General features: G+C 39.5%; 19 protein-coding genes. 5 read left to right on the top strand and 14 right to left on the bottom strand.

Annotated elements, in window-relative coordinates; translation table 11 throughout:
• The 3 genes from ACL8WY_RS05735 to ACL8WY_RS05725 all read right to left on the bottom strand — a co-directional run bounded on the left by ACL8WY_RS05735 (position 1) and on the right by ACL8WY_RS05725 (position 4,945).
• Positions 1 to 3,168, bottom strand: coding sequence for a two-component regulator propeller domain-containing protein (locus tag ACL8WY_RS05735; protein ID WP_436517472.1), 3,168 nt, complete (start codon positions 3,166 to 3,168; stop codon positions 1 to 3).
• 91 nt (positions 3,169 to 3,259) lie between these two features.
• Positions 3,260 to 3,916: a PAQR family membrane homeostasis protein TrhA gene (gene trhA, locus ACL8WY_RS05730; protein WP_436517471.1), complete on the bottom strand. Its 657-nt coding sequence runs from the start codon at positions 3,914 to 3,916 to the stop codon at positions 3,260 to 3,262.
• A 72-nt stretch (positions 3,917 to 3,988) separates the two neighbouring features.
• Entirely contained in the window at positions 3,989 to 4,945 is a 957-nt protein-coding gene (locus ACL8WY_RS05725; protein WP_436517470.1) for an alpha/beta hydrolase, read from the bottom strand.
• Between the two features lie 391 nt (positions 4,946 to 5,336).
• Here ACL8WY_RS05725 and ACL8WY_RS05720 point away from each other — a divergent pair, with 391 nt between their 5' ends.
• Positions 5,337 to 5,774: a DoxX family protein gene (locus ACL8WY_RS05720; protein WP_436517469.1), complete on the top strand. Its 438-nt coding sequence runs from the start codon at positions 5,337 to 5,339 to the stop codon at positions 5,772 to 5,774.
• On the opposite strand, the gene ACL8WY_RS05715 is transcribed toward ACL8WY_RS05720, so the two are convergent.
• On the bottom strand, positions 5,771 to 6,931 hold the full coding sequence (locus ACL8WY_RS05715; protein WP_436517468.1) for an S-adenosylmethionine:tRNA ribosyltransferase-isomerase: 1,161 nt from the start codon (positions 6,929 to 6,931) through the stop codon (positions 5,771 to 5,773). The two genes, ACL8WY_RS05720 and ACL8WY_RS05715, sit on opposite strands and share 4 nt — an antisense overlap.
• A 1-nt stretch (position 6,932) precedes the next feature.
• On the opposite strand from ACL8WY_RS05715, the gene menC reads away from it, so the two are divergent.
• Complete coding sequence (gene menC / locus ACL8WY_RS05710) at positions 6,933 to 7,991, top strand: o-succinylbenzoate synthase (protein ID WP_436517467.1); 1,059 nt, start codon at positions 6,933 to 6,935, stop codon at positions 7,989 to 7,991.
• Here the strand turns inward: menC and ACL8WY_RS05705 are convergent.
• The 7 genes from ACL8WY_RS05705 to ACL8WY_RS05675 all read right to left on the bottom strand — a co-directional run bounded on the left by ACL8WY_RS05705 (position 7,963) and on the right by ACL8WY_RS05675 (position 11,879).
• A complete protein-coding gene (locus ACL8WY_RS05705) occupies positions 7,963 to 8,466 on the bottom strand; it encodes a hypothetical protein (RefSeq protein WP_436517466.1) in 504 nt (167 codons plus the stop codon). The two genes, menC and ACL8WY_RS05705, sit on opposite strands and share 29 nt — an antisense overlap.
• Complete coding sequence (locus tag ACL8WY_RS05700) at positions 8,467 to 8,748, bottom strand: hypothetical protein (protein WP_436517465.1); 282 nt, start codon at positions 8,746 to 8,748, stop codon at positions 8,467 to 8,469.
• Positions 8,735 to 9,262, bottom strand: a complete 528-nt coding sequence (locus tag ACL8WY_RS05695; RefSeq protein WP_436517464.1) for an RNA polymerase sigma factor — start codon at positions 9,260 to 9,262, stop codon at positions 8,735 to 8,737. Before ACL8WY_RS05695 ends, ACL8WY_RS05700 begins: the two co-directional genes overlap by 14 nt.
• A 109-nt stretch (positions 9,263 to 9,371) precedes the next feature.
• Positions 9,372 to 10,544 (bottom strand): cation:proton antiporter domain-containing protein, encoded by a 1,173-nt coding sequence (locus tag ACL8WY_RS05690; RefSeq protein ID WP_436517463.1) that lies wholly within the window; start codon positions 10,542 to 10,544, stop codon positions 9,372 to 9,374.
• 17 nt (positions 10,545 to 10,561) lie between these two features.
• A complete protein-coding gene (locus ACL8WY_RS05685; RefSeq protein WP_436517462.1) occupies positions 10,562 to 11,011 on the bottom strand; it encodes an N-acetyltransferase family protein in 450 nt (149 codons plus the stop codon).
• A gap of 42 nt (positions 11,012 to 11,053) precedes the next feature.
• Positions 11,054 to 11,518, bottom strand: a complete 465-nt coding sequence (locus tag ACL8WY_RS05680; RefSeq protein WP_436517461.1) for a nuclear transport factor 2 family protein — start codon at positions 11,516 to 11,518, stop codon at positions 11,054 to 11,056.
• A gap of 58 nt (positions 11,519 to 11,576) precedes the next feature.
• Complete coding sequence (locus ACL8WY_RS05675; protein ID WP_436517460.1) at positions 11,577 to 11,879, bottom strand: hypothetical protein; 303 nt, start codon at positions 11,877 to 11,879, stop codon at positions 11,577 to 11,579.
• A gap of 140 nt (positions 11,880 to 12,019) precedes the next feature.
• Between ACL8WY_RS05675 and ACL8WY_RS05670 the strand changes: the two genes are divergently transcribed.
• The gene (locus ACL8WY_RS05670) at positions 12,020 to 13,411 is read left to right on the top strand and encodes a sensor histidine kinase (protein WP_436517459.1); all 1,392 of its coding nucleotides are present in this window, start codon (positions 12,020 to 12,022) and stop codon (positions 13,409 to 13,411) included.
• Here ACL8WY_RS05670 and ACL8WY_RS05665 read toward each other — a convergent pair.
• Complete coding sequence (locus ACL8WY_RS05665) at positions 13,408 to 14,028, bottom strand: intradiol ring-cleavage dioxygenase (protein WP_436517458.1); 621 nt, start codon at positions 14,026 to 14,028, stop codon at positions 13,408 to 13,410. The two genes, ACL8WY_RS05670 and ACL8WY_RS05665, sit on opposite strands and share 4 nt — an antisense overlap.
• Before the next feature lie 160 nt (positions 14,029 to 14,188).
• Between ACL8WY_RS05665 and ACL8WY_RS05660 the strand changes: the two genes are divergently transcribed.
• On the top strand, positions 14,189 to 14,662 hold the full coding sequence (locus ACL8WY_RS05660; RefSeq protein ID WP_436517457.1) for a response regulator: 474 nt from the start codon (positions 14,189 to 14,191) through the stop codon (positions 14,660 to 14,662).
• Positions 14,663 to 14,667: 5 nt separating this feature from the next.
• Here ACL8WY_RS05660 and ACL8WY_RS05655 read toward each other — a convergent pair whose 3' ends face one another.
• Both ACL8WY_RS05655 and ACL8WY_RS05650 read right to left on the bottom strand, forming a co-directional pair.
• Entirely contained in the window at positions 14,668 to 15,819 is a 1,152-nt protein-coding gene (locus ACL8WY_RS05655; protein WP_436517456.1) for a histidine kinase dimerization/phosphoacceptor domain -containing protein, read from the bottom strand.
• Entirely contained in the window at positions 15,819 to 16,976 is a 1,158-nt protein-coding gene (locus ACL8WY_RS05650; RefSeq protein WP_436517455.1) for a hypothetical protein, read from the bottom strand. Before ACL8WY_RS05650 ends, ACL8WY_RS05655 begins: the two co-directional genes overlap by 1 nt.
• A 131-nt stretch (positions 16,977 to 17,107) precedes the next feature.
• Between ACL8WY_RS05650 and ACL8WY_RS05645 the strand changes: the two genes are divergently transcribed.
• On the top strand, positions 17,108 to 19,576 hold the full coding sequence (locus ACL8WY_RS05645; RefSeq protein WP_436517454.1) for a PIG-L family deacetylase: 2,469 nt from the start codon (positions 17,108 to 17,110) through the stop codon (positions 19,574 to 19,576).
• The last annotated feature ends 89 nt before the right edge of the window (positions 19,577 to 19,665 follow it).

Genomic DNA, 19,665 nt, shown 5'->3' with positions numbered 1-19,665 from the left:
TTATTTCTTAATTAAAGGAAGTTTGATAGTTGCCGTGGTTCCTTCGCCCCATTTAGAGGTGTACTTAAGAGATCCTCTATGCTCATTAATAATTGCATAAGTAATTGAAAGCCCAAGCCCGGTTCCTTTGCCAGGATCCTTAGTGCTAAAGAATGGCTCAGTGATCTTTTTGAGGTTTTCTGGTTTTATTCCATGTCCTGAGTCTATGAATTCTATCATGATGTTTCCACCTTCTATTTTTGTTCTAATTGTGATGCTACCCTTTTTGTCAATTGCTTGAATGGAATTGGTGATGATATTAAGAAATGCTTGATGAAGTTTGCCATTATTCCCCAAAACAAGTGCGTTTTCATCTGTGAACTCTTTTTTCAATTCGATACCATTTTTTAATCGGTATCTAATCATGGTAAGACAATTTTCGATGAGGTGATAAATATCACAAGGTTCAAGTTTTTTATCTGATGAGTGGCTGAATTCGTTTAAGCTTAGCACAATGGTAGAAGCCCTTGAAATCCCCTCCTTGATGGCTCTTAGTAGCTCAGCATATTCTTCTTTTTTGATCTTCCGACTTCTTTTCAATGTTTGCTCTAACCCTTCTACCCCTCCTTGAATAAAGTTTAGCGGGTTATTTATTTCATGCGCTACCCCGGCAGCCAGGATTCCCAATGAAGCCATTTTATCTGATTGAATCATTTGCTCCTGAGCACTTTTTAGCTGCTTTATGGCTTTTTTCAACTCTCGTTTTTGAAGTTCCAGAGCATTGGTGCGTTCCGATACTGTCGCTTCTAGTCTAAGATTGTTCGCAGTAAGCGATCTCAGTCGTAACCAGTAGATGAGAAGCGCAATTAAGGCTATCAGGAAGCCCAGAAGTATCTTAGCCCAGGCAGTTTGCCACCACGCTGCCTCAATTTCTATTTCCTGGATTAAAACTTCTGAATTAAAACTGTCATCGATTCCGGTCTGAAGTTCGAATGTATAGCTTCCAGGCGCCAGATTGGTGTAGAGCCCATTCCTTACATCATTCGCATTCACCCATAGCTTATCGAAAGGCGTGAGTCGGTATCGAAACTGCAACAAATCCGTTTGTGTGTAGCTGATGCCCGTGAAGTCTATCAATAGCCTGTTGGTTCCGGCGGGAACTTTCGCTCCGGCCTGGAAGTCGATTCGTTCATTGTCGGCGTAGATACTTTCAATGGTTACCTTAGGATTGAAGTTGGGATCCACTACTTCATCAGGGTTAAGTCTTACAATCCCACCAAGAGTTGGAATCCAAAAACGACCGTTAGAATCTGTGTACGAAAGCACGGCGCCTAGGCAATGGCTGTTTTTCATTCCATAGCTTTTATCATACTGCTTTACTTTGATTTCTCTATCAGGATTTTCGGCAGCTATTTCCAGGTCTCTAATCTTAGCACTCATGATCGAGTTTTCTGACGGCATCCATAGGGTGCCATAATCATCAAGCAACAAGTCATAAATGATGTTGGATGGCATCCCATTTTCAGTATTAAAGTTCACAATCCTATCATCATTACTGTAGCCGGTAAGGCCGTCGTTAGAGGCAATCCATATATAGTTTGGCGTATGTAGGGTAGCAAACATAAAATTGGAGGGTAGGCCATCTTCTACTTTGATCGTTTTAATTATCTCTTTACCTCGGATGATGTTAAGGCCACTAATTGTTCCGATAATCAATTCCCCATTTTCGTTTTGCTCGATTGATAGGATGTAATTTGAGCTAAGTCCATCGTCTATCGTAATTTGCTCCCAGCTATTTAGCGAATTGAAGACTATTAATCCAGCATTTTTTGTACCCACCCAAATGCTTCCATCTGCTGCCTGAAATGCCACACGGATAAAGTTATCTGGAAATCCATTGCCGATATTATAGTGTTTACCATTACTGCCATCCAGGACGATGAGGCCTCCATACGTACAAATCCAGATTCTTCCTTTTTTGTCTGTAAGCATATTTTTAAGACGTTCGGAAGGAATAGGAATAGGAGAATTATAGGTTGATATAACCCCATCTTCCAGTTTATTGAGGACTCCATTTTCATTGCCAAAAATAATAGCGCCGTTATCAGCTTCGGTGACGCTGCTAATGATATCTGTTGCTAACCCATCATTTTTTGTAAAACTGGTAATAGATCCATCAGCTAGAAAAAAAATACCGCTTCTATATGTCCCTACCCACAAATTTCCTTGCTGATCAAATAGCAAATCTTGGACGATGTTATTGGGCATTCCGCTTTCCTCTGTTAGCGAGTCCAGTTGATCAGATTCCTTTTGATACCGGAACAAGCCTCTCATGGTTCCCATCCAAAGTGTGTTAGAGTTGTCAATCGTTAAGGTATTTATTGTCGTGTTCGGTAGTATTTGACTTTTACTAACTTCTTGTCCGTCCCATACAAAGAGTCCTCGACCGGTGCCCAGATAAATTAAATCATTTGACGTGAATAGCGAATTCACCCCGTTTACATCGATCGCTAGCTGAATTTTCCTGGTCTCCTTAGATTTGGAATACACAATTAACTGCGAATCATCCGTTCCGAAATAAATGTTCCCTTTCGGATCTTCCTCTATACTTAGAACTGTACTATTCCCAATTTGAAAGATGTGCGTAAACTCTTTGAGGATGCCATTATGGTACCTAAATAGGTGATTGGATTTTGTGCTAAACCAAAGCTCATCGGAGGCGGTAATTAGCATTTTCTCAATACTGAAGTTTGTCACTTTTTCAAGCGCCTCCGGCGTAATAAATTCACCGTTTTGGTATTGAGCAATTCCATGTAGTGTGCCCATCCATAGTTGCCCATCAGTGTCGAGTTCTAGATTTAAGACATTGGAGGATGGTATCGAACTGTTTTGACTATTAAAAACTGTAAAATCCCGCCCATCGAATCTATGTAAGCCAGTATAGGTAGCAATCCAAATGTATCCATTTGCTGTTTGGATAATGTCATTTGCAGATTCGGAGGTAAGTCCATCCTCAGTATTCCAGCTTCGTAAAACAAGCTGACTCAGCCGCTTGTTCTTGTCGAGATTACTTTGACTGTTTGCTTCAAATGCCCCAAAAATGATGACGCTCGAAATAAGAGCGTAGACATTGATGGATTTTAAAAAGCTTAAAAAAACTTCCTTAAAGCATTTGAAATAATAAATCATTTGGCAGTATCAGTCCATTAATTTAAAAAATCAATCCCGTATTCAAGGCTTTCGTGCGGAATGTATTTGAAACGTTTCGTTTAAATCACATTTAGCCTTGACAAACCCATTCGGGAGGATGATAAAGGATCCAGTTGTAGATCATCATGTAGTGGCTGAAACTGCCCAGTAGGACGAATATGTGAAAAATCGCATGATTCATTGGAATGGATCTGATACTGTAAAGCACTGCTCCTACAGTGTAAAAAACACCACCAGCCAGGAGCCATAAAAGCCCTTCCACTGGCATGGATGATAATAGAGGCTTAATCGCAAAAATTGCGATCCATCCCATCAGCACATACATAGCTGTTGATAGCTTATCAAATTTTCCGGTAAAAAATATTTTGAGTATCACACCGGACAAGCCGACACCCCAAATGGTATAAAATAAAGTCTGACCAACATTATCAGCAAGAGTGATCAAACATACAGGTGTATAAGTTCCAGCGATTAAAATATAAATGGAAGCATGATCCAATATCCGAAGCTTCGCTCTGAGATCAGCTGATTTAGCAGCATGATAAAAGGTAGATGCACAGTAAAGAAGGATTAAGCTCAGGCCGAAAGCAAGTGTGGAAGCTGATTCAACAAAAGTGCTGGATTTTAGCTGCAGTAGAATTAATCCTATCACACTTATGATGATGCCAAATCCATGGGTGAGTACATTTAGTCTTTCTTCAGGAGCAGAATAGTGCGCGTTTGACATAGAGCGCAATTTGATGAAATAATCTATTACTTAGTTAAAGTTAATAGTAATTCTGAGCAGTCATTTGCATTCTTACTCTTCTATTTCAGGAGGTATAAAAGCAGCGAGATTATTCTTCATGATAAATGAAGATAACATCTCTTTTACTTCTGCTTTATTAGATATGACGTCCATGACATGGATATTTCCCCAATCGGTATGATGAAACTCTGAGGATGAATTTAAATTTTCGGCAATATTGACAGACTGTTGAGAGTTTGTTTGTGGATCCGCTTTGGAGTGTATTAGAAAAACAGGCTCTGAAATATCCTTTGTAGCTTTTATTGGACTTGCTTGAGCATAGTCAATATCAGCTCTTATGTTTACCCAATACATTACTGCCGGAGCAATACCATTAATCCAGGAACCATAATCTTCTATAGCGCGCTCAAATATTGCGGTGTGCCAATCCTGATATGGAGAGTCTGCGAAAATAAACGCGGGATTACGATCGTCGGCACCTGCCATTAGGGCAGCGCCTGCTCCCCATGAGCTACCTACCCAGGCAATTTGATTCCATTCAAACTGCTTGTTTTGTGCAGCCCATTCAGTAACTGAGATTAAGTCTTCAGATTCTTTAATCCCACCTGTTGGAAACTTACCTCCACTATCCCCATGAGCTCTATGATCATACATAATTACATCACAGCCACATTCTTCGACAATAGGATAATATTTTAACATGTTTTGCCAGCTGCGCGCCCAACCATGTGCAAAAATGTACAAGCATGAAGATGAATCCGAAACCGTAAAATATTTGCCATTAATGATCACATCATCATTTGCTTGAACACTAAAGTCAGTGGGTGGAGGAAGTAGGGCAATCATTTCTTCATAACTAGTGTCCCAATAGTTTTCAATGTCATTCAGCGTTTTTTGAAATGAGCTATTAGTAGTCAATACACGATTGGAAAGAGAATAGGATAGGCCGAAATACACAACGATCAGTAGTATCAGAAGGACTCCTAGAAAACGTTTAATTATCAGCATCAATTGAGATTATGCCAACGAAAATAGTCAATTGGAATAAAGGCAGAAAAAAAAGCGCCACTTGGCGCTTCTAAATGTTTAACGGTAAGTTGTGCGGTGACACAGAGCGATCTCAACCAATCAACAACGCTAGAATAATAACAAGTAAGAAGAATTTTCCAGCGAGTTCTACGTGAATGCGTTGGATTGAAAGACTTTTAATTAGTTGACTCATAGCAATTGTTGCGATAGTTGGTATTACAAATCAAGTGGCTTTTTGCTGCGAAATCAATACCCTAAACAGGGTATTTTATACCTCTTTCGATGAATCAATAGCGGGTGACTACCAACTACCGATTATTGCATTTGAATGCGATTTTGAGTAAATTATGTATAATCAAACTCCAAAATCATGGGTATCATTCAAAAAATCGAATCGATTCGTCCACCCATTTTGGTAGATTTTCTTCGCATTGCTTTGGGTGGATTCATCACTTACAAAGGAATTGTTTTTGCGAGCAACTTTGATAGTTTCACAGCTAACATTCAGTCTGTTGGTTGGATTTTCGTTGCAGCTCATCTGGCACATGCGATTATTTTTATTCACATGGCTGGAGGAATCATATTGATGTGTGGTGCGATTACTCGGTGGATGTGTCTGTTAAATATTCCGATTCTCGCCGGAGCAGTTATTTTCAATTATAAGCAAATGCTGACTGCTGAAAACTATATGGAATTTCCAATGGCGCTTACCATTTTAGGACTATTGATTGTGATTGCCATCACAGGGAGTGGTAAGTTTTCACTCGACTATATCATGGAGCAAAGAATTAAAATGAAATCCACTTAGGGCAAAAGCAACGAGCTGTCTCCATAACTAAGGAATCGATAGTCATTCTCCAATGCAGATTCGTATACCGTCCTCCAATCTGGGCCTATAAATGAGGCCACTAGCAGGATTAGTGTTGATCCTGGAAGGTGATAATTAGTGATCAAACCTTCGCATATCTGAAACTTGTAGCCTGGATAAATGAAAATTTCTGTTTGTCCACCAATTTTATCTAAACCGAGATTGTTCATATGATTTAACACAGCTTCCAAAGCAGCAATTCGATTTATAGGTTCAAAGGTGTATGGGTCATTCTTATCAATAAAAAAATCGGTCTGACTATTCAATAATCTCACACCAAACCAGTAAAGGCTTTCAATTGTCCTCATTGAAGTGGTTCCTACTGCGATCACTTTTGATGCTTTTATCAGATTTTCGATGTTTTTCTTAGTCACCCAGATCTGCTCATTATGCATAGGGTGATCTGCTACATTCTTACTCTTAATGGGTTGAAAAGTGCCGGCCGACACATGCAAGGTGAGGAAGTCTGTCTGAATGTTTTTTGCATTGATATTTTCAATGACCTCTGTTGTGAAATGCAAACCTGCGGTAGGAGCCGCCACAGCACCTTTCATTTTTGAATAGACCGTCTGATAGCGCTCCTGATCTGATTCTTCTAATTCTCTGTCAATATAGGGAGGGAGTGGGATCTTACCAATCTCAGTGAGCAGATCGGAGAAAGTTGCATCTCCATCCCAATGAAAAGTAACTTCATCGTCTCCGGACCGGACTGCTTCTAATGAAAGGTCTGGCAGTGAAAGAGAGGTAGCTGGTTTCCATTTTCTTGCATTTCCAATCATACATTTCCAGGCACATTTACCGGTTGCATTCATCACCTCTTCGTGAACTTTTGAAGGAGAAATTGGCTCCAGTAAAAAAATCTCAATGCGAGCTCCGCTTTCCTTGTGCATGATGATTCTGGCAGGAATCACTTTTGTGTCATTAAAAACGAGAAGAGATTCGGCTGGAATTAAGGACACAATGTTCTTAAATTCGTGATGTGAGATATCACCTTTGTTGTAAAAGAGCAGTTTTGAATCCGCTCTTTCTTTTGGAGGATGTTTTGCGATTCGTTCCTCTGGGAGTTCAAAAAGAAAATCTTCTAATTGTAAATTCATAATGCGCCTCGAAGTTATACCGTATGTTCTTGATTTTAAATTTTCTGCACGCACCAGTCGAGGCAATTTGAAAGACAGGAAAGTATGGTTCCTGAAAATTCATGAAAATGGTATTTATGGCTTAGGTGAAGTTGCGCCTATCGATCGTCTCAGCCCGGAGGATGTGGAGGATATTCCTGAGTTTTTAGAGAAACTCATGGTTTCGCTGCAGGGTTTTGATAAGCCGTCATCAAAAGCGGATGTTTTTGAACTGGTTGGCAAGCTGGTGCCGTCATCGATACCGAGTGTTCGATTTGGATTGGAGATGGCCTTTCTGGATCTTCTAAATGGAGGTGTGAAGCACATTTTCCGAAATGATCTCAACCAGATTCAATTACCCATTAACGGGCTGATTTGGATGGGTGACAAGGCCTTTATGAAAGAACAAATCGAGGAAAAGCTGGAGGCGGGATTTAGCTGTATCAAGCTGAAAGTCGGAGCCTTAGATTTTGAAACGGAAATTGAAATCATCAAATCGCTGAGAAAGGTTTCGGAAGATTTGATTATCCGACTCGACGCGAACGGAGCCTTTCCTACAAACGAAGTGCTCTCCAAGATTAACACTTTGAGTCAGTTTAACATACACTCAATAGAGCAGCCAATAATGCCTATGCAACCAGAAGCTATGGAGCTCATTTGTAATAGAAGTGAGATACCCATTGCTTTGGATGAGGAGTTGATAGGTATTCACTCCTCCAGAGATCGTGTTGATTTGCTACAAGAACTGAAGCCGCAATTTTTAGTATTGAAACCCACATTGCATGGTGGATTTGCTTCTGTAAAGGAATGGATTGATTTGGCAGAAATTCATGGAATAGCTTGGTGGATTACCTCCTATTTGGAATCCAATATTGGATTGAATGCAATCGCACAATTTGCAAGCCAATATTCGACCGATGATGTGCATCACGGATTAGGAACCGGTGGTCTTTATCATAACAATATCACCTCACCGATCATTATTGATCAAGGTTATTTTAAATACGCCAATTCTATGGTCTGGGGCGAGGTGGGCGGTTAGAGTTGTCTTCCATTGGAATGCGCTCGTAATCAGGCGCTCCGGTGGCCTCTCTAAAGATTCGTCCAAACTCTCTTTGCTGCTGTTTATTCGTGATGGTTCTTACCTCACTAAAAAAGCGAAACAACTCTAGCTCCTTTGCTTTTACAACCTCTGTAAGATCTTCCAGGAGGAGTTCTGCTTTTTCTTTGTCTTGACTGATCATGGCTCGATTCAGCTGTCTTTTAATGTCCCGATACCGCTTTTGAAGTTCAATCTGATTGTTGTGGTGCTGAGCTGCGATAGATCTAAAAGATTCAGATGTTTCCTTATCAAATCCAAGTTCACGAATAATAAAGTCATTGACCTCAGTAATTTGAGTCTTTTGATATCCTTTATCAGGGGATTGCTTTGTCCAAAGCAAAGTGATGAGAACTCCATTAAGGAGAATCATTACAATTACAGCGAGTATTATTAGGCGGATGGTGGTTTTTTTCATTTAAAGATCTCCGATTAGGTGATATTGCTGAGCTAAGGAATCTAGCATCTGGTCTCGCTGGTTGACTTGACTTTTAAACATAACTATACCATTAAGAATCGCCATTGCTACCATAGCAACCAATGCTAGTTTGGCTCTATTTACCCATCTTACCTGATCCTCTGAAAAGATCATTTTAGCGGTGAGCGAATCAGTAAAATCTACCGGAGCTTTTGCTTTTCTCAATCGGTCAAGGCTGTTGAGGGTGAGTTCTACCTCACGTTGGATATCAGATGGTTTCATAATAGTGAGTAAGTAATTTCTGCAAATTTTTCTTAGCTCGAAAGAGCAATGATTCCACTGAGCTAATACTTTTCTCCATAACCTTGCTAATTTCTTCATAGGAAAGTTGCTCGATTTTGGAAAGAGTGAAGGCTACACGCTGAGGATCTGGAAGTTTTTCAATTGCTGCAAAAAGTATGGCTGCTCGTTCTTTGTCTTCCATAGCTACCCCTGGATGAAAAAAGTCCGGGGCTTGATTTTGTATTACTTCATCAGAAATATCCGATAGCTGTGCTGATCTCTTCTTTCTTCCTTTTCTCCGAATCTCTTCCAAACACTTATTGGTCGCAATTCGATAAATCCATGTGCTAAGCTTAGAGTCCCCTTTAAACTTTGCAATGTTTTGATACACATGTATGAAGACTTCCTGAGCCATATCCTTAGCTTCCTCATTATTTTTCATAAAACCAAGACATGTATTGTAAACACGATCTTGGTTTTCACTTACGATATCCCTGAAGTCTGTTTCTTTCACGAGTTGATAGTTGACGCTGTAAAACTAGACGTACAACCCTGTAAAAGGACAGTTTAGGGGGTTAGCATTTGGATGCTCAATCCGAAAAAAACTTGCGGGTGATGGAAATTTATTTTTCGGCTATGCCAAAGGCTTTCTGAGTAAGCAAAACCCAAAATGGACTAATGAAAATAGTGATCGCTATTACGATTATTGTGATCTGATATCCAAAGTTGGAAATAAGACCTTGTTGCAGTCCAATGGTTGCCAGTACGAAACTGAATTCGCCAATTTGTGCAAGGAACGAACCCCCAAGCACACTCTCCTTCCATGTGTTTCCGAGAAGCCTAAGTGAGATTGCATTTATTCCGTGATTAGATATGTATACAAAGAACACTAAAAGAGAAACGGAAAGTATGTGCTCTTTGAGAAAGGCTAGATCGATGAGCATGCCCACGGAAATAAAAAATATGGAAATGAGGATAACTCTGAACGAGTGAAGGCTGTCATGTAACCACTTGTTTGAATCTGATGCGTTGATAAGAATGCCAGAAACCAATGCTCCCAAACTCGCAGAGAGTTCAAATAATGAAGTCAATAGTGCAATACCAAAACATGCAATGAGTCCAGCAAATATCTGAAGCTCATGGTCTTTACTTAGGATCTCTTCAAATGGTAATTTGATTTTTTGTTTCTTGATCAGATAGACCATTGTCACGATAATCAAAATTCCCCCAATGATCTGAAGGGTTACTTGCTGTACATCCAACGAATCACCTCCAAGCAATGAAAGTACAATTATCATAGGTACAATGAGTATATCCTGAGTAAGGAGTATACTTATCACATTTTGACTGGTTTTGCTAGCAGGATCAGCTTGATCCTGGATTAGCTTGATAACTACCGCAGAACTGCTAATGGAAATTATAAAACCGAGTAGAATCATTCGATTAAAAGACCATCCTAAAAACGTACCTAGAATGTACATTAGAATAATGCTGAAAGCCACTTGCATGCCTGTGCCGAAGAAGGCTACCTTCCATCGCTTGAGAAAGTCAGGAAGTGAAATCTCCATACCGATGAAGAACATAAGGATAATAAGGCCTATGTCCCCTAGATGTTGGGCGACCTGTACGTCAGTCACAATGCCTAATACATGAGGGCCCAAAATAACGCCTGACAGAATGTACGCTATAATATATGGCTGATTGAGACGCCTCAGGATTAAACCTAGAATTACAATCAACAAACTGATGATCAAAAGTAGATTGACTTCTGATGCAAGGGCACTCAATATTACCATTAAGGTAAAATTAGCTTTTAAAAATGCAATTTTAGTCCTTCGTGAGTGGCTTTGAATCCAAGCTTTTCATAAAAGCGCAACGCATCAGATCTTTGTTTATCGGTGGTCAACTGTATAAGATGCGCACCGCTTGATTGGGCTTTCTCAATCATCCATTTGAAAAGCTTTTCTCCAATGCCTTTTCCTCTCATAGAAGATTTAATTCTGACTGCCTCTATTTGAGATCGGACCCCACCTTGGTAGGTAAGGTATGGAATGAATGAAAGTTGGGCTGTTCCTATAACTTCTCCATTTTCTTCAGCAACAACCAAATGCTGATTAGGATCTTGATCAATTTTCTCGAATGAATCGTAGTAAACACGAGGAAGTGGATCTATAAAGTTTTCTCTTTTGCTGCCTAATTCATCGTCTGCAAGCATTGCTATGATGTGTATTACATCTTCCTTTCTGGCTTTTCTGATTTCCATTTAGTAAAAATAAAGCCCTGTATTTACAGGGCTTATTTTTAATTATTTATGTCGATGATAGACTTTAGCGACAATCTTCCAGCCACTATCAAATTTTAATAAACTCAAGTAGTCTGTATATACAAGCTTGCCTTGGTTTCTAAGCTCAACTTTAACCTGTGCTGCACCTCCTGTAACATCTACTGATAAGTTGTGCTTCCAGACATTTTTTTCGTCTTTAGGATTGTATTCAGCTGTTTTCCTTTTTTTGACACCTGCCACCCAATCGGCGATCGGATATTTACTAATATCTTCTCCTTTGGCTGAGTAGATAGAGAAGTCTTTGTGAAATCCTTTTTCCATGGAGGCAGCATCCAGTTCGTTGAAAGCGCCATTGATGTACGATTCAAAGACGACTTTTTTTACAGCTTCTTCCTCTTCGGTGGAGGCTTTAGGCTTGGAAATAAAGGAGAAAATGGAAATGGCTATAAGCCCAAGTATTCCCGTGAATTTAAGAGTTGATTTCATGATTGTGTTGGATTTATTCTTTCCAACTTAAAACGATCGTCAACGCAAAGGGTTGGTGTTATTGGAGAAGGTCGTATTCTCCTAAAGCTTCTTCTTCATCAAAAAGTGACTTACATTGTTCACTTAACTGGTCGTAATCAGCTTTATTTTCGTCGATAAAGTCTTGATAGTCTGCTTTGGACATCCACTTGTCAACGACCAGATACGTTTTGCCGTCAGCGTGCTTCATCAACTCACTACCTAAATAATCATCCGAGGACTCAAAAAACTTGAACCAGCCTCCATTTCGGCCATATTCCTCTTCAAACTTTGCTTGATTTGACGATACTTTGTATTTCCAGGCAAGACAGTACATTGACATAATTTGAAATTTTTGAGTACAGCTAAAGATATAGAAATATGTAGATATCCTAGCGAATGGTCGAAAATTTACGACGGCTTGTTGTCTATTTTCGAGCAGATTCTTTAATTGCCTTTCAACATAGCTATAAAGTGATTTTTATGCAACATCAGATAGAGTTGATGGAGATTGGTAGCATCGCAATTTTTGCTGCCTATAATCTGGTAATATACAGTCAGGTCAGGCGCAGGTATTACCTATTTCTTGGACTTATGTCCTTTTTTGTTTTTCTCCGTGCCACTTTGGTGGATGATGGCTCTATGATTTTTTATACCTTCTTTCCGGACTTATCTCTGAATCTGGGGAGAAAAATCGAATATTTCAGTAGTTATGCTGGCGCGCCACTGTCGGTTTTGTTTTGCTATACACTATACACTTATACGAGCATTAAGAGGTATGTGAAAATTTATGTTGGTGTTGCGAGTATTTTTTTACTCATCGTGTTATTCACCGCCTACGACTTCTTCTACCACACTCTGGATGCTTATCATTTCATGATCCTTGCTTCTTATGTCCTGATGTTTACCATTTTGACCAAAGCAGTCGCTGATAAAAGGATTGGAGCAATGTATGTTTTGACAGGGGTGGTTATGAGTTTTCTATTTGTCATGGCTGAGATTTTAAAAATTGCTGGGGTGATTTATATAGATGCTGGTCCTAACCTGGTGAATACCGGGTTTGTCATATTTCTTTTTTTCCAATCAATTGCTTTGTCAGAAATCTTTGCAGGATCATTCAAGGAGAATCAGGAATTAAACAAAGACTTGGAGAAGCGTGTGGACGAAAAAACTGCCGAAATTTCGAGAGCGAGTTTGCTTAGAGATACGTTGATTCGAATTGTAAGTCATGATATTCGCGGACCTATGAGCAATTTGAAAAGCGTGATTACGCTTGTGCGTGAGGATCAGGTTGGTATAGATCAAGCAAAAGAGTTCATGGTAACTATTGATAAGGGTGTAGACCACACTATTCAAATGTTGGATGAATTAATGGAATGGGGACATGCTGCATCTCAAAATAAGCGTATTGATCAAGAAGAGATTATTTTGAATGAGATTGTAGAGCCAGTAATCAATCAAATGAATGCAAATATCGAGGCAAAAGATCTCAACTTACAGGTGAAAGGTGATCTGGAAGCAATCTGCCTGTTTGATAAGAACGCACTAAAGGTGGTTATTCGAAACTTGCTTTCCAACGGGGTGAAGTTTACAGAGAAGGGAGGAAGTGTGACAATAGATGTGCAAACCCAATCGGATCATATCCTCATTAAATTCATTGATACTGGAATTGGAATTCCGACCGAAATGAAAGAAAATCTTTTCGAAATGAAGAAAGATAATAAACGTCCCGGAACAGAAAACGAAAAGAGCTCAGGAGTAGGGCTATTTATTTGTAATGATCTCATATCACAAAATGGTGGAACATTAGGAGTCGAGGACAATCCTGATGGCAAAGGATCGATATTTATTTTTACCTTGAAACAAGCAGGTTAATCTTTTAGAAGTATCTCTCTTTCCCCTAACTGTATGTTTCCTTCTTGAGTGAGATTGATCACATGATTAAATCGAGCTTCGCCCGTTTCATTTTTAAGATCCCTTGCGGATAGAAACGTGTCTCCGTTAAAGAAATAGTCTTTCAGCCAGTATTCATTTTTGTTAGGCTCTTTTATAGTTATGTGTATATGAGCGGGGATACTTCTGCCAGGATATGGTTCAGGTTTAATTGTTTCAAATTCATAAGTCCCATCATTGCCAGTCTTGATCCAGCCTCTTAAGTAGCCATGTCTTCTTCCGTTGCCTGACTCTGACCCATTTTTAGGATAGATACCTTTTGCATTTGTGTGGTAGAGGTAGAGTATGACATCTTTAGCTGGAGTCTTTTTGTCTGCTAGAAAAACGGTACCGTTAATTTTTATCCTTTGACCTACTTCATCCACAGTTGCAATTGTGGTCCTTGATTGGACATTCGGCGGAGCCTCCGTAGCACCGCACCATTCACAACTTGATTGTTCGGGCTCGGATGATTGTTCTTGTGCCTGTGTGCAACTGAATAAAACAATGGATACGAGTAAATAATGGATGGCTTTCATTTTTATAGGTACGGTAAACATTCAGCACAGTTTTGATAATCAATCTGATGTCATTTGAAATTTTAAGTTTTTCACGAAATAATTTTTTATTGTATTTAATGAATTAAGTATTTTGCTTAAGCAAAAATAGATATCCAATACTCGTTAATTCGTGTATTTTTGTAGATCAAGATTTGTGCTTATGGAAACACTTACAGCAGAAGAAAGAGCAGAACGTAGAGCCGCAAGAAGAGCTGCTAGGCAAGCGAATAAAGTAGATAAAGAGTACACTATTCTATATGTGGATGATGAGATGCCAAACCTCAGAGGTTTTAAATCTACTTTCAGAAGGCTGTACAATGTTCACACTGCACTGGGTCCACATGAAGCGCTTGAAATCATAAAAAAAGAAAAAATTGATCTGATAGTTACAGATCACAGGATGCCCCATATGTCCGGAGTTGAGCTTCTAAAAGACGTATTCACCACAAAGCCGGATATTAAACGAATGATCTTGAGTGGCTTTATAAAAAGAGCAGATTTGTACGAAACGATTGGTGATTTCGGAATCCATGATTTCGTAACTAAGCCATGGGATTTTGATGATTTGAATGGAATATTTCAACGCATTCTTAAAACGGATGCTGACGTCAAGGATTTCAGCAAGCTTGGATAATTAACTCAGTCGTTTACAGGGAAATCAATAGATATTCCCTTATTTATCATTTTCAATTTCCCTTTGATTTGTTTAGTCAATAGCTCTACCAAAGAGACTTCTTCAATCAATATGTCGCTCCCATTCTTTGCGACTACCTTGAGTTGGCCATTTTTACCGATACATTTCAATTGAATAGCCAAGTCTGTCACTTCTTGTGATCTGATACTTACAAGAATTTTTTGAAGTACTATTCCAAGCAAAAGGGCCTTTTCATGGAACATTAAATACTCATCAATTTCTACTTCCAACACTATTACCATTCTGGATTGAGCGAAGCTGGCAATTAGTTTTTCAAGGTATGGCTTAATGGAAACTTGTTTGTAATCTTCGGTATGATACAATGGATCATGAGCTCGTGCAATGGTGTGAATGCTATCTGAAATTTCTTTAAACTCTTGTTTTATTTCCGGCTGACCATACGCTTCTAGTTCAATTAAACTATTGATGAGAAGCAAATTATTCTTCACCCTATGATGCACTAATCGCAATAGTTGAGTTTTTTCATCAAGGCTTTCAACGATTTCTTTTCTATATCTTTTCTGGCTCTGAAGTTCATCTGTAATTCTTCGGAGGTTATTTTTAGTAATGTTCGAGAAGCTAAATGTCATAAAAGTGTGAATTATCAACACTGAAAGGGCAACTGCTAAGTCTACCCAGCTTGTTGCAGGAACATCGCTAGGATAAATATTGTGTTGTTCCTCCAGAACTATTAAAGCCAGGCAAAGAACTACAAGCGATGTGGTAATGATTACTCCTCTTATATTCATTACCAGGCTGGAGAAAAATACTATCACAGGAAAAATGATCACTCCAACTTCATGTATTCCACCACCAAAAAAACATATAAAGCTGGTTGAGATTAGCATAACGGTGGTTATGACAATCATTGCTGTATTGATCTGACCCTTATTCAGATAATACATTGAAATCAGGCAAAAGACCGGGACAGTTAGTGTAGTAAGTGCAATGTTGATATATCCAAAAATGAAACTTACAGTCGCGAGCACCACTGCAATACTTGGGATGATATAGAGAAAAATTCGCATCAAATTTTTCACTTCCCTGTGGGAGTCTTCATCCAGCATTTCGTCATATGGTAGCCATGCCGACCTCATTAATTAGGAGTGTGTTTAAATGAAAGCAGGAATTCGGTAGATGATTTGCTCAAGGTTCCCTGCAGCTGTTTGGTCAGAAGGTCAATCACTATTCCGGGTTTGGCACTATGATTACCTTCAAATCCCGAAATCTTTAGATCAATTGTTTCTTTGTTTACTATTAGTGTGACACTTATTGTTTCATTGCCTTCAGTATCTGCATCATTCACTAATTCAATGAGGCATATCCCGTAATTGATTGCTAGATCCAAAGGCACAAAATGAGATACGCTCCCAGTATCGATTCGGAGAATAGGCGTTTTTAAGTTCTTTTCATATTTATTTATAAGTTTGGATGTAAGGTTCCTTATGTCCAGCATGATTGGAGTCTTGGCTGAAAGGAGAATATTATGAGCAACTTCTATTACGAGCACTTTTCTTTTCAAGCTTTCATAAACCGGCTCAAGCTCACTGATGTCTTGCTGCTTGTTATCAATAAGTTGTCGAATGTGATTCAAGCTGTTGATTACTGTGCGATGGATTTCTTCAATGATTTCTAGTTTTTTGTTCGTTTCCTCGCTGAGATTCTCTGCATCCTTTTTACTGGCAAAAATTTCTCGTTGAGCATCTTTTAGTGAGATTTTCATATTGCGCGTAAGACTAAAGGCAACGATTCCACCCAAAATGATAAGTAAAGCAGAAACTAGAAAGTCTCCAGCACTCCCAACTGGTTTTGTCACTGGAGTATAGATATTCAAATACTCGCCAATGACCAGCCATAGCACGGCTGTGATACTAAGAATAGAGGCAATGGCCAGTTTTTTTTGATCTAAAATGATTCCCGAAAATCCTATGATAATTGGAAAACCAATTATTCCAATATCATTGATTCCATTGCCAAGCGAGCATGCAATGGTTAATAGAATATTGAAAAAGATCACGACGGATGCGATAGACTGTTTTAAGTATCCTTTTAGGAACTGACTTCTAGCGAAAAAGCTAAAAACTAAGCTGATACCAATTACTATGCTTAAGTCTATATCATCCTGAACCAGTTGGCGTATGAGCACCACTGTGAGAAATACAGGAAGGAGTAAGTAGCCAACATTGAGTACAGAAGCAATACTTTCCGCATCACTCCCAACATAATGTGTGGGTGCATTCTTCAGGGCTTTCAATAATAGGCGTTTGGTATTTTAAATCTAGAGAAAAATTCCGAAGGAGAAGATGAGCTATTCTCTACCGCTCATACAATTGGTATAACTTTCCGCCTTTTATCTCGTAACAACAGCGCAACGAAAACCTTTCTATGAAAACCCATGTATTAGTGAGCTATTTGTTTTTAGCTCTTGCACTAAACTTATCTGCCCAAGAATTTCAGAAATACAAACCTGGGAGTATCCGCCAAAAGCTCGAAAAGCTAAATGTTCTTGGAACAGTTCTCTACGTAGCAGCACATCCTGACGATGAAAATACACGACTGATTGCATACTACGCCAATGGCGAATTAATGCGAACAGCCTATCTGTCGGCGACACGCGGAGATGGTGGGCAAAACCTAATAGGTCCTGAAATTAGAGAGGAGCTTGGGCTGATTAGAACTCAGGAATTATTAGCTGCAAGAAGAACCGATGGCGGACAACAATTTTTTTCCAGAGCCAATGATTTTGGATATTCTAAAAACCCAGAAGAGACCTTCAATATTTGGGATAGAGAAGATGTGCTTGCTGACTTTGTTTGGACATTCAGAAAGTTTAGACCGGATATCATAATTACCAGGTTTAGCGATACCGGAAGGTCACACGGGCATCATACAGCAAGTGCTATTCTAGCTCGAGAAGCATTTGAGTTAAGTGGAGATGAAAACGCCTATCCTGAGCAGCTCAGTTATGTAGATACTTGGCAGCCGACCAAAATATTTTGGAATACTGGATGGTGGTGGTTCAGAAATTCTGATCAAGACACTACTAAATTGATTAAGCTCAATGTTGGGGGTTATAACCCAATGCTGGGTGAGTCATACACTGAAATTGCAGCTCGAAGTAGGAGTATGCACAAAAGCCAGGGTTTTGGATCTTCAGGATCACGCGGAGATCAAATTGAATACCTTCAGCAGTGGGGAGGTTCGGAAGGAAAAGAAGTCTTCGAAGGCGTCGATACTTCCTGGGAACGTGTAAAAGGATCGAAGGAAGTGGCTTTTTATATTAATAAAGCAATTAGCGAGTATGATGAGTCAGATCCATCCAAAATCATTCCTTCACTGATGGGTGCCAGGAACGCCTCAGATCAAATTGAAGATAATTTCTGGAAGGAGATCAAACAAAAGGAAATTGATGATCTGATCGTAGCTGCATCCGGGCTATATATCTCCTTAAGAGCGAATGAACCCAGCTACACAATTGGTGATTCCATTACGATAGGTTTAGAAGTTGTAAATCGAAGTGATGTTAAGATGCACTTAGAAAAGGTGAAGTTTAAGAATTGGGTAAATCCTATATCATTTAAAGCTCCGCTGCTCAATAATAAGCGATTCAATTCCGAGATGAATTTTGTGATTCCTGCCGGATCAAAGTTTACGCATCCATATTGGCTAAGACAACAAGGAGAACTCGGTATGTATTCGGTTGATGACCAGGAGCAAATCGGACGTCCGGAAAATGATCATGCAATTACCGCCTCGGTAACTTTATCCCTTAGCGGCACATCCATTTCGTTAGATGTACCAGTGGTTTTTAAACGTACAGATCCAGTAGATGGAGAAGTGACCGAACCACTTACAATCGGTCCGCCTGTGACGGCTAATATATCCGGTGGTGTGCTTGTTTTTGGAGATAATATGCCAAAGTCGGTAGAAGTTCGAGTCATCGCCGGTAAACAAAATTGTTCAGGAAGTGTTTCGCTAAATGCTCCGAAAGGATGGATGGTTAGTCCGACAAATTATACCTTCGATTTGGCTCAAAGAAGAGAAGAAGAAGTATTTACATTCAGTATTACGCCACCTGATAAGGCATCAGAAGGGCGCGTTTCCATTTCAGCCACTATCGATGGTAAAACCTATAATAAAGGCCTTTCGGAAATCGACTATAACCATCTTCCTAAGCAAACACTCTATCCCGATGCTCAAGTAAAAGTGGTAAGATTAGATCTGGAAAAGAGAGGAAACAAAGTAGGGTATATAGAAGGTGCCGGAGATGCCATCCCACAAAACCTGGAACAGATTGGATATGAAGTAACAACTTTAGGAAAAGATGATGTTACAGCGGATAATTTGAAAAAGTATGATGCCGTAATCCTTGGAATTCGAGCATTTAATACGGTAGGCTGGCTTTCATATAAGAATGTGGAATTGTTCCAATATGTCGAGAATGGCGGTAACCTTATCATTCAGTATAACACCAGCCACAGACTGGTAACACAAGAAATTGCGCCGTATGATCTCAAGTTGTCAAGAGACCGGGTAGCGGTAGAGCAAGCTCCTGTTGAGATCATTGGATTCGATCATCCGGTAATGAATGCTCCCAATAAAATTACCAATAAAGACTTTGAAGGATGGGTTCAGGAAAGGGGACTTTACTTCCCTAACGAATGGGCAGAAGAGTTCACCCCAATTCTTAAAAGCAATGATCCGGGAGAAAGTCCAAAAACTGGAGGGTTACTCGTTGCAAAGTATGGAGAGGGATATTACGTGTATTCTGGATACAGCTGGTTCAGAGAATTGCCGGCCGGAGTACCAGGAGCTTATAGAATTTTTGTAAACTTGATATCATTAGGTAAATGACAGAATTGATTTCGGAAAGAAACATTGACAAACCACCATTATTCAAAAAATGGCGATTCCTTTACATTTTTGTTGCTGCCTGGCTGGCC

It is taken from the genome of Ekhidna algicida, assembly GCF_051379705.1.
Taxonomy (GTDB): Bacteria; Bacteroidota; Bacteroidia; order Cytophagales; family Cyclobacteriaceae; genus Ekhidna.
This window is presented reverse-complemented; position numbering and strand designations above follow the sequence as displayed.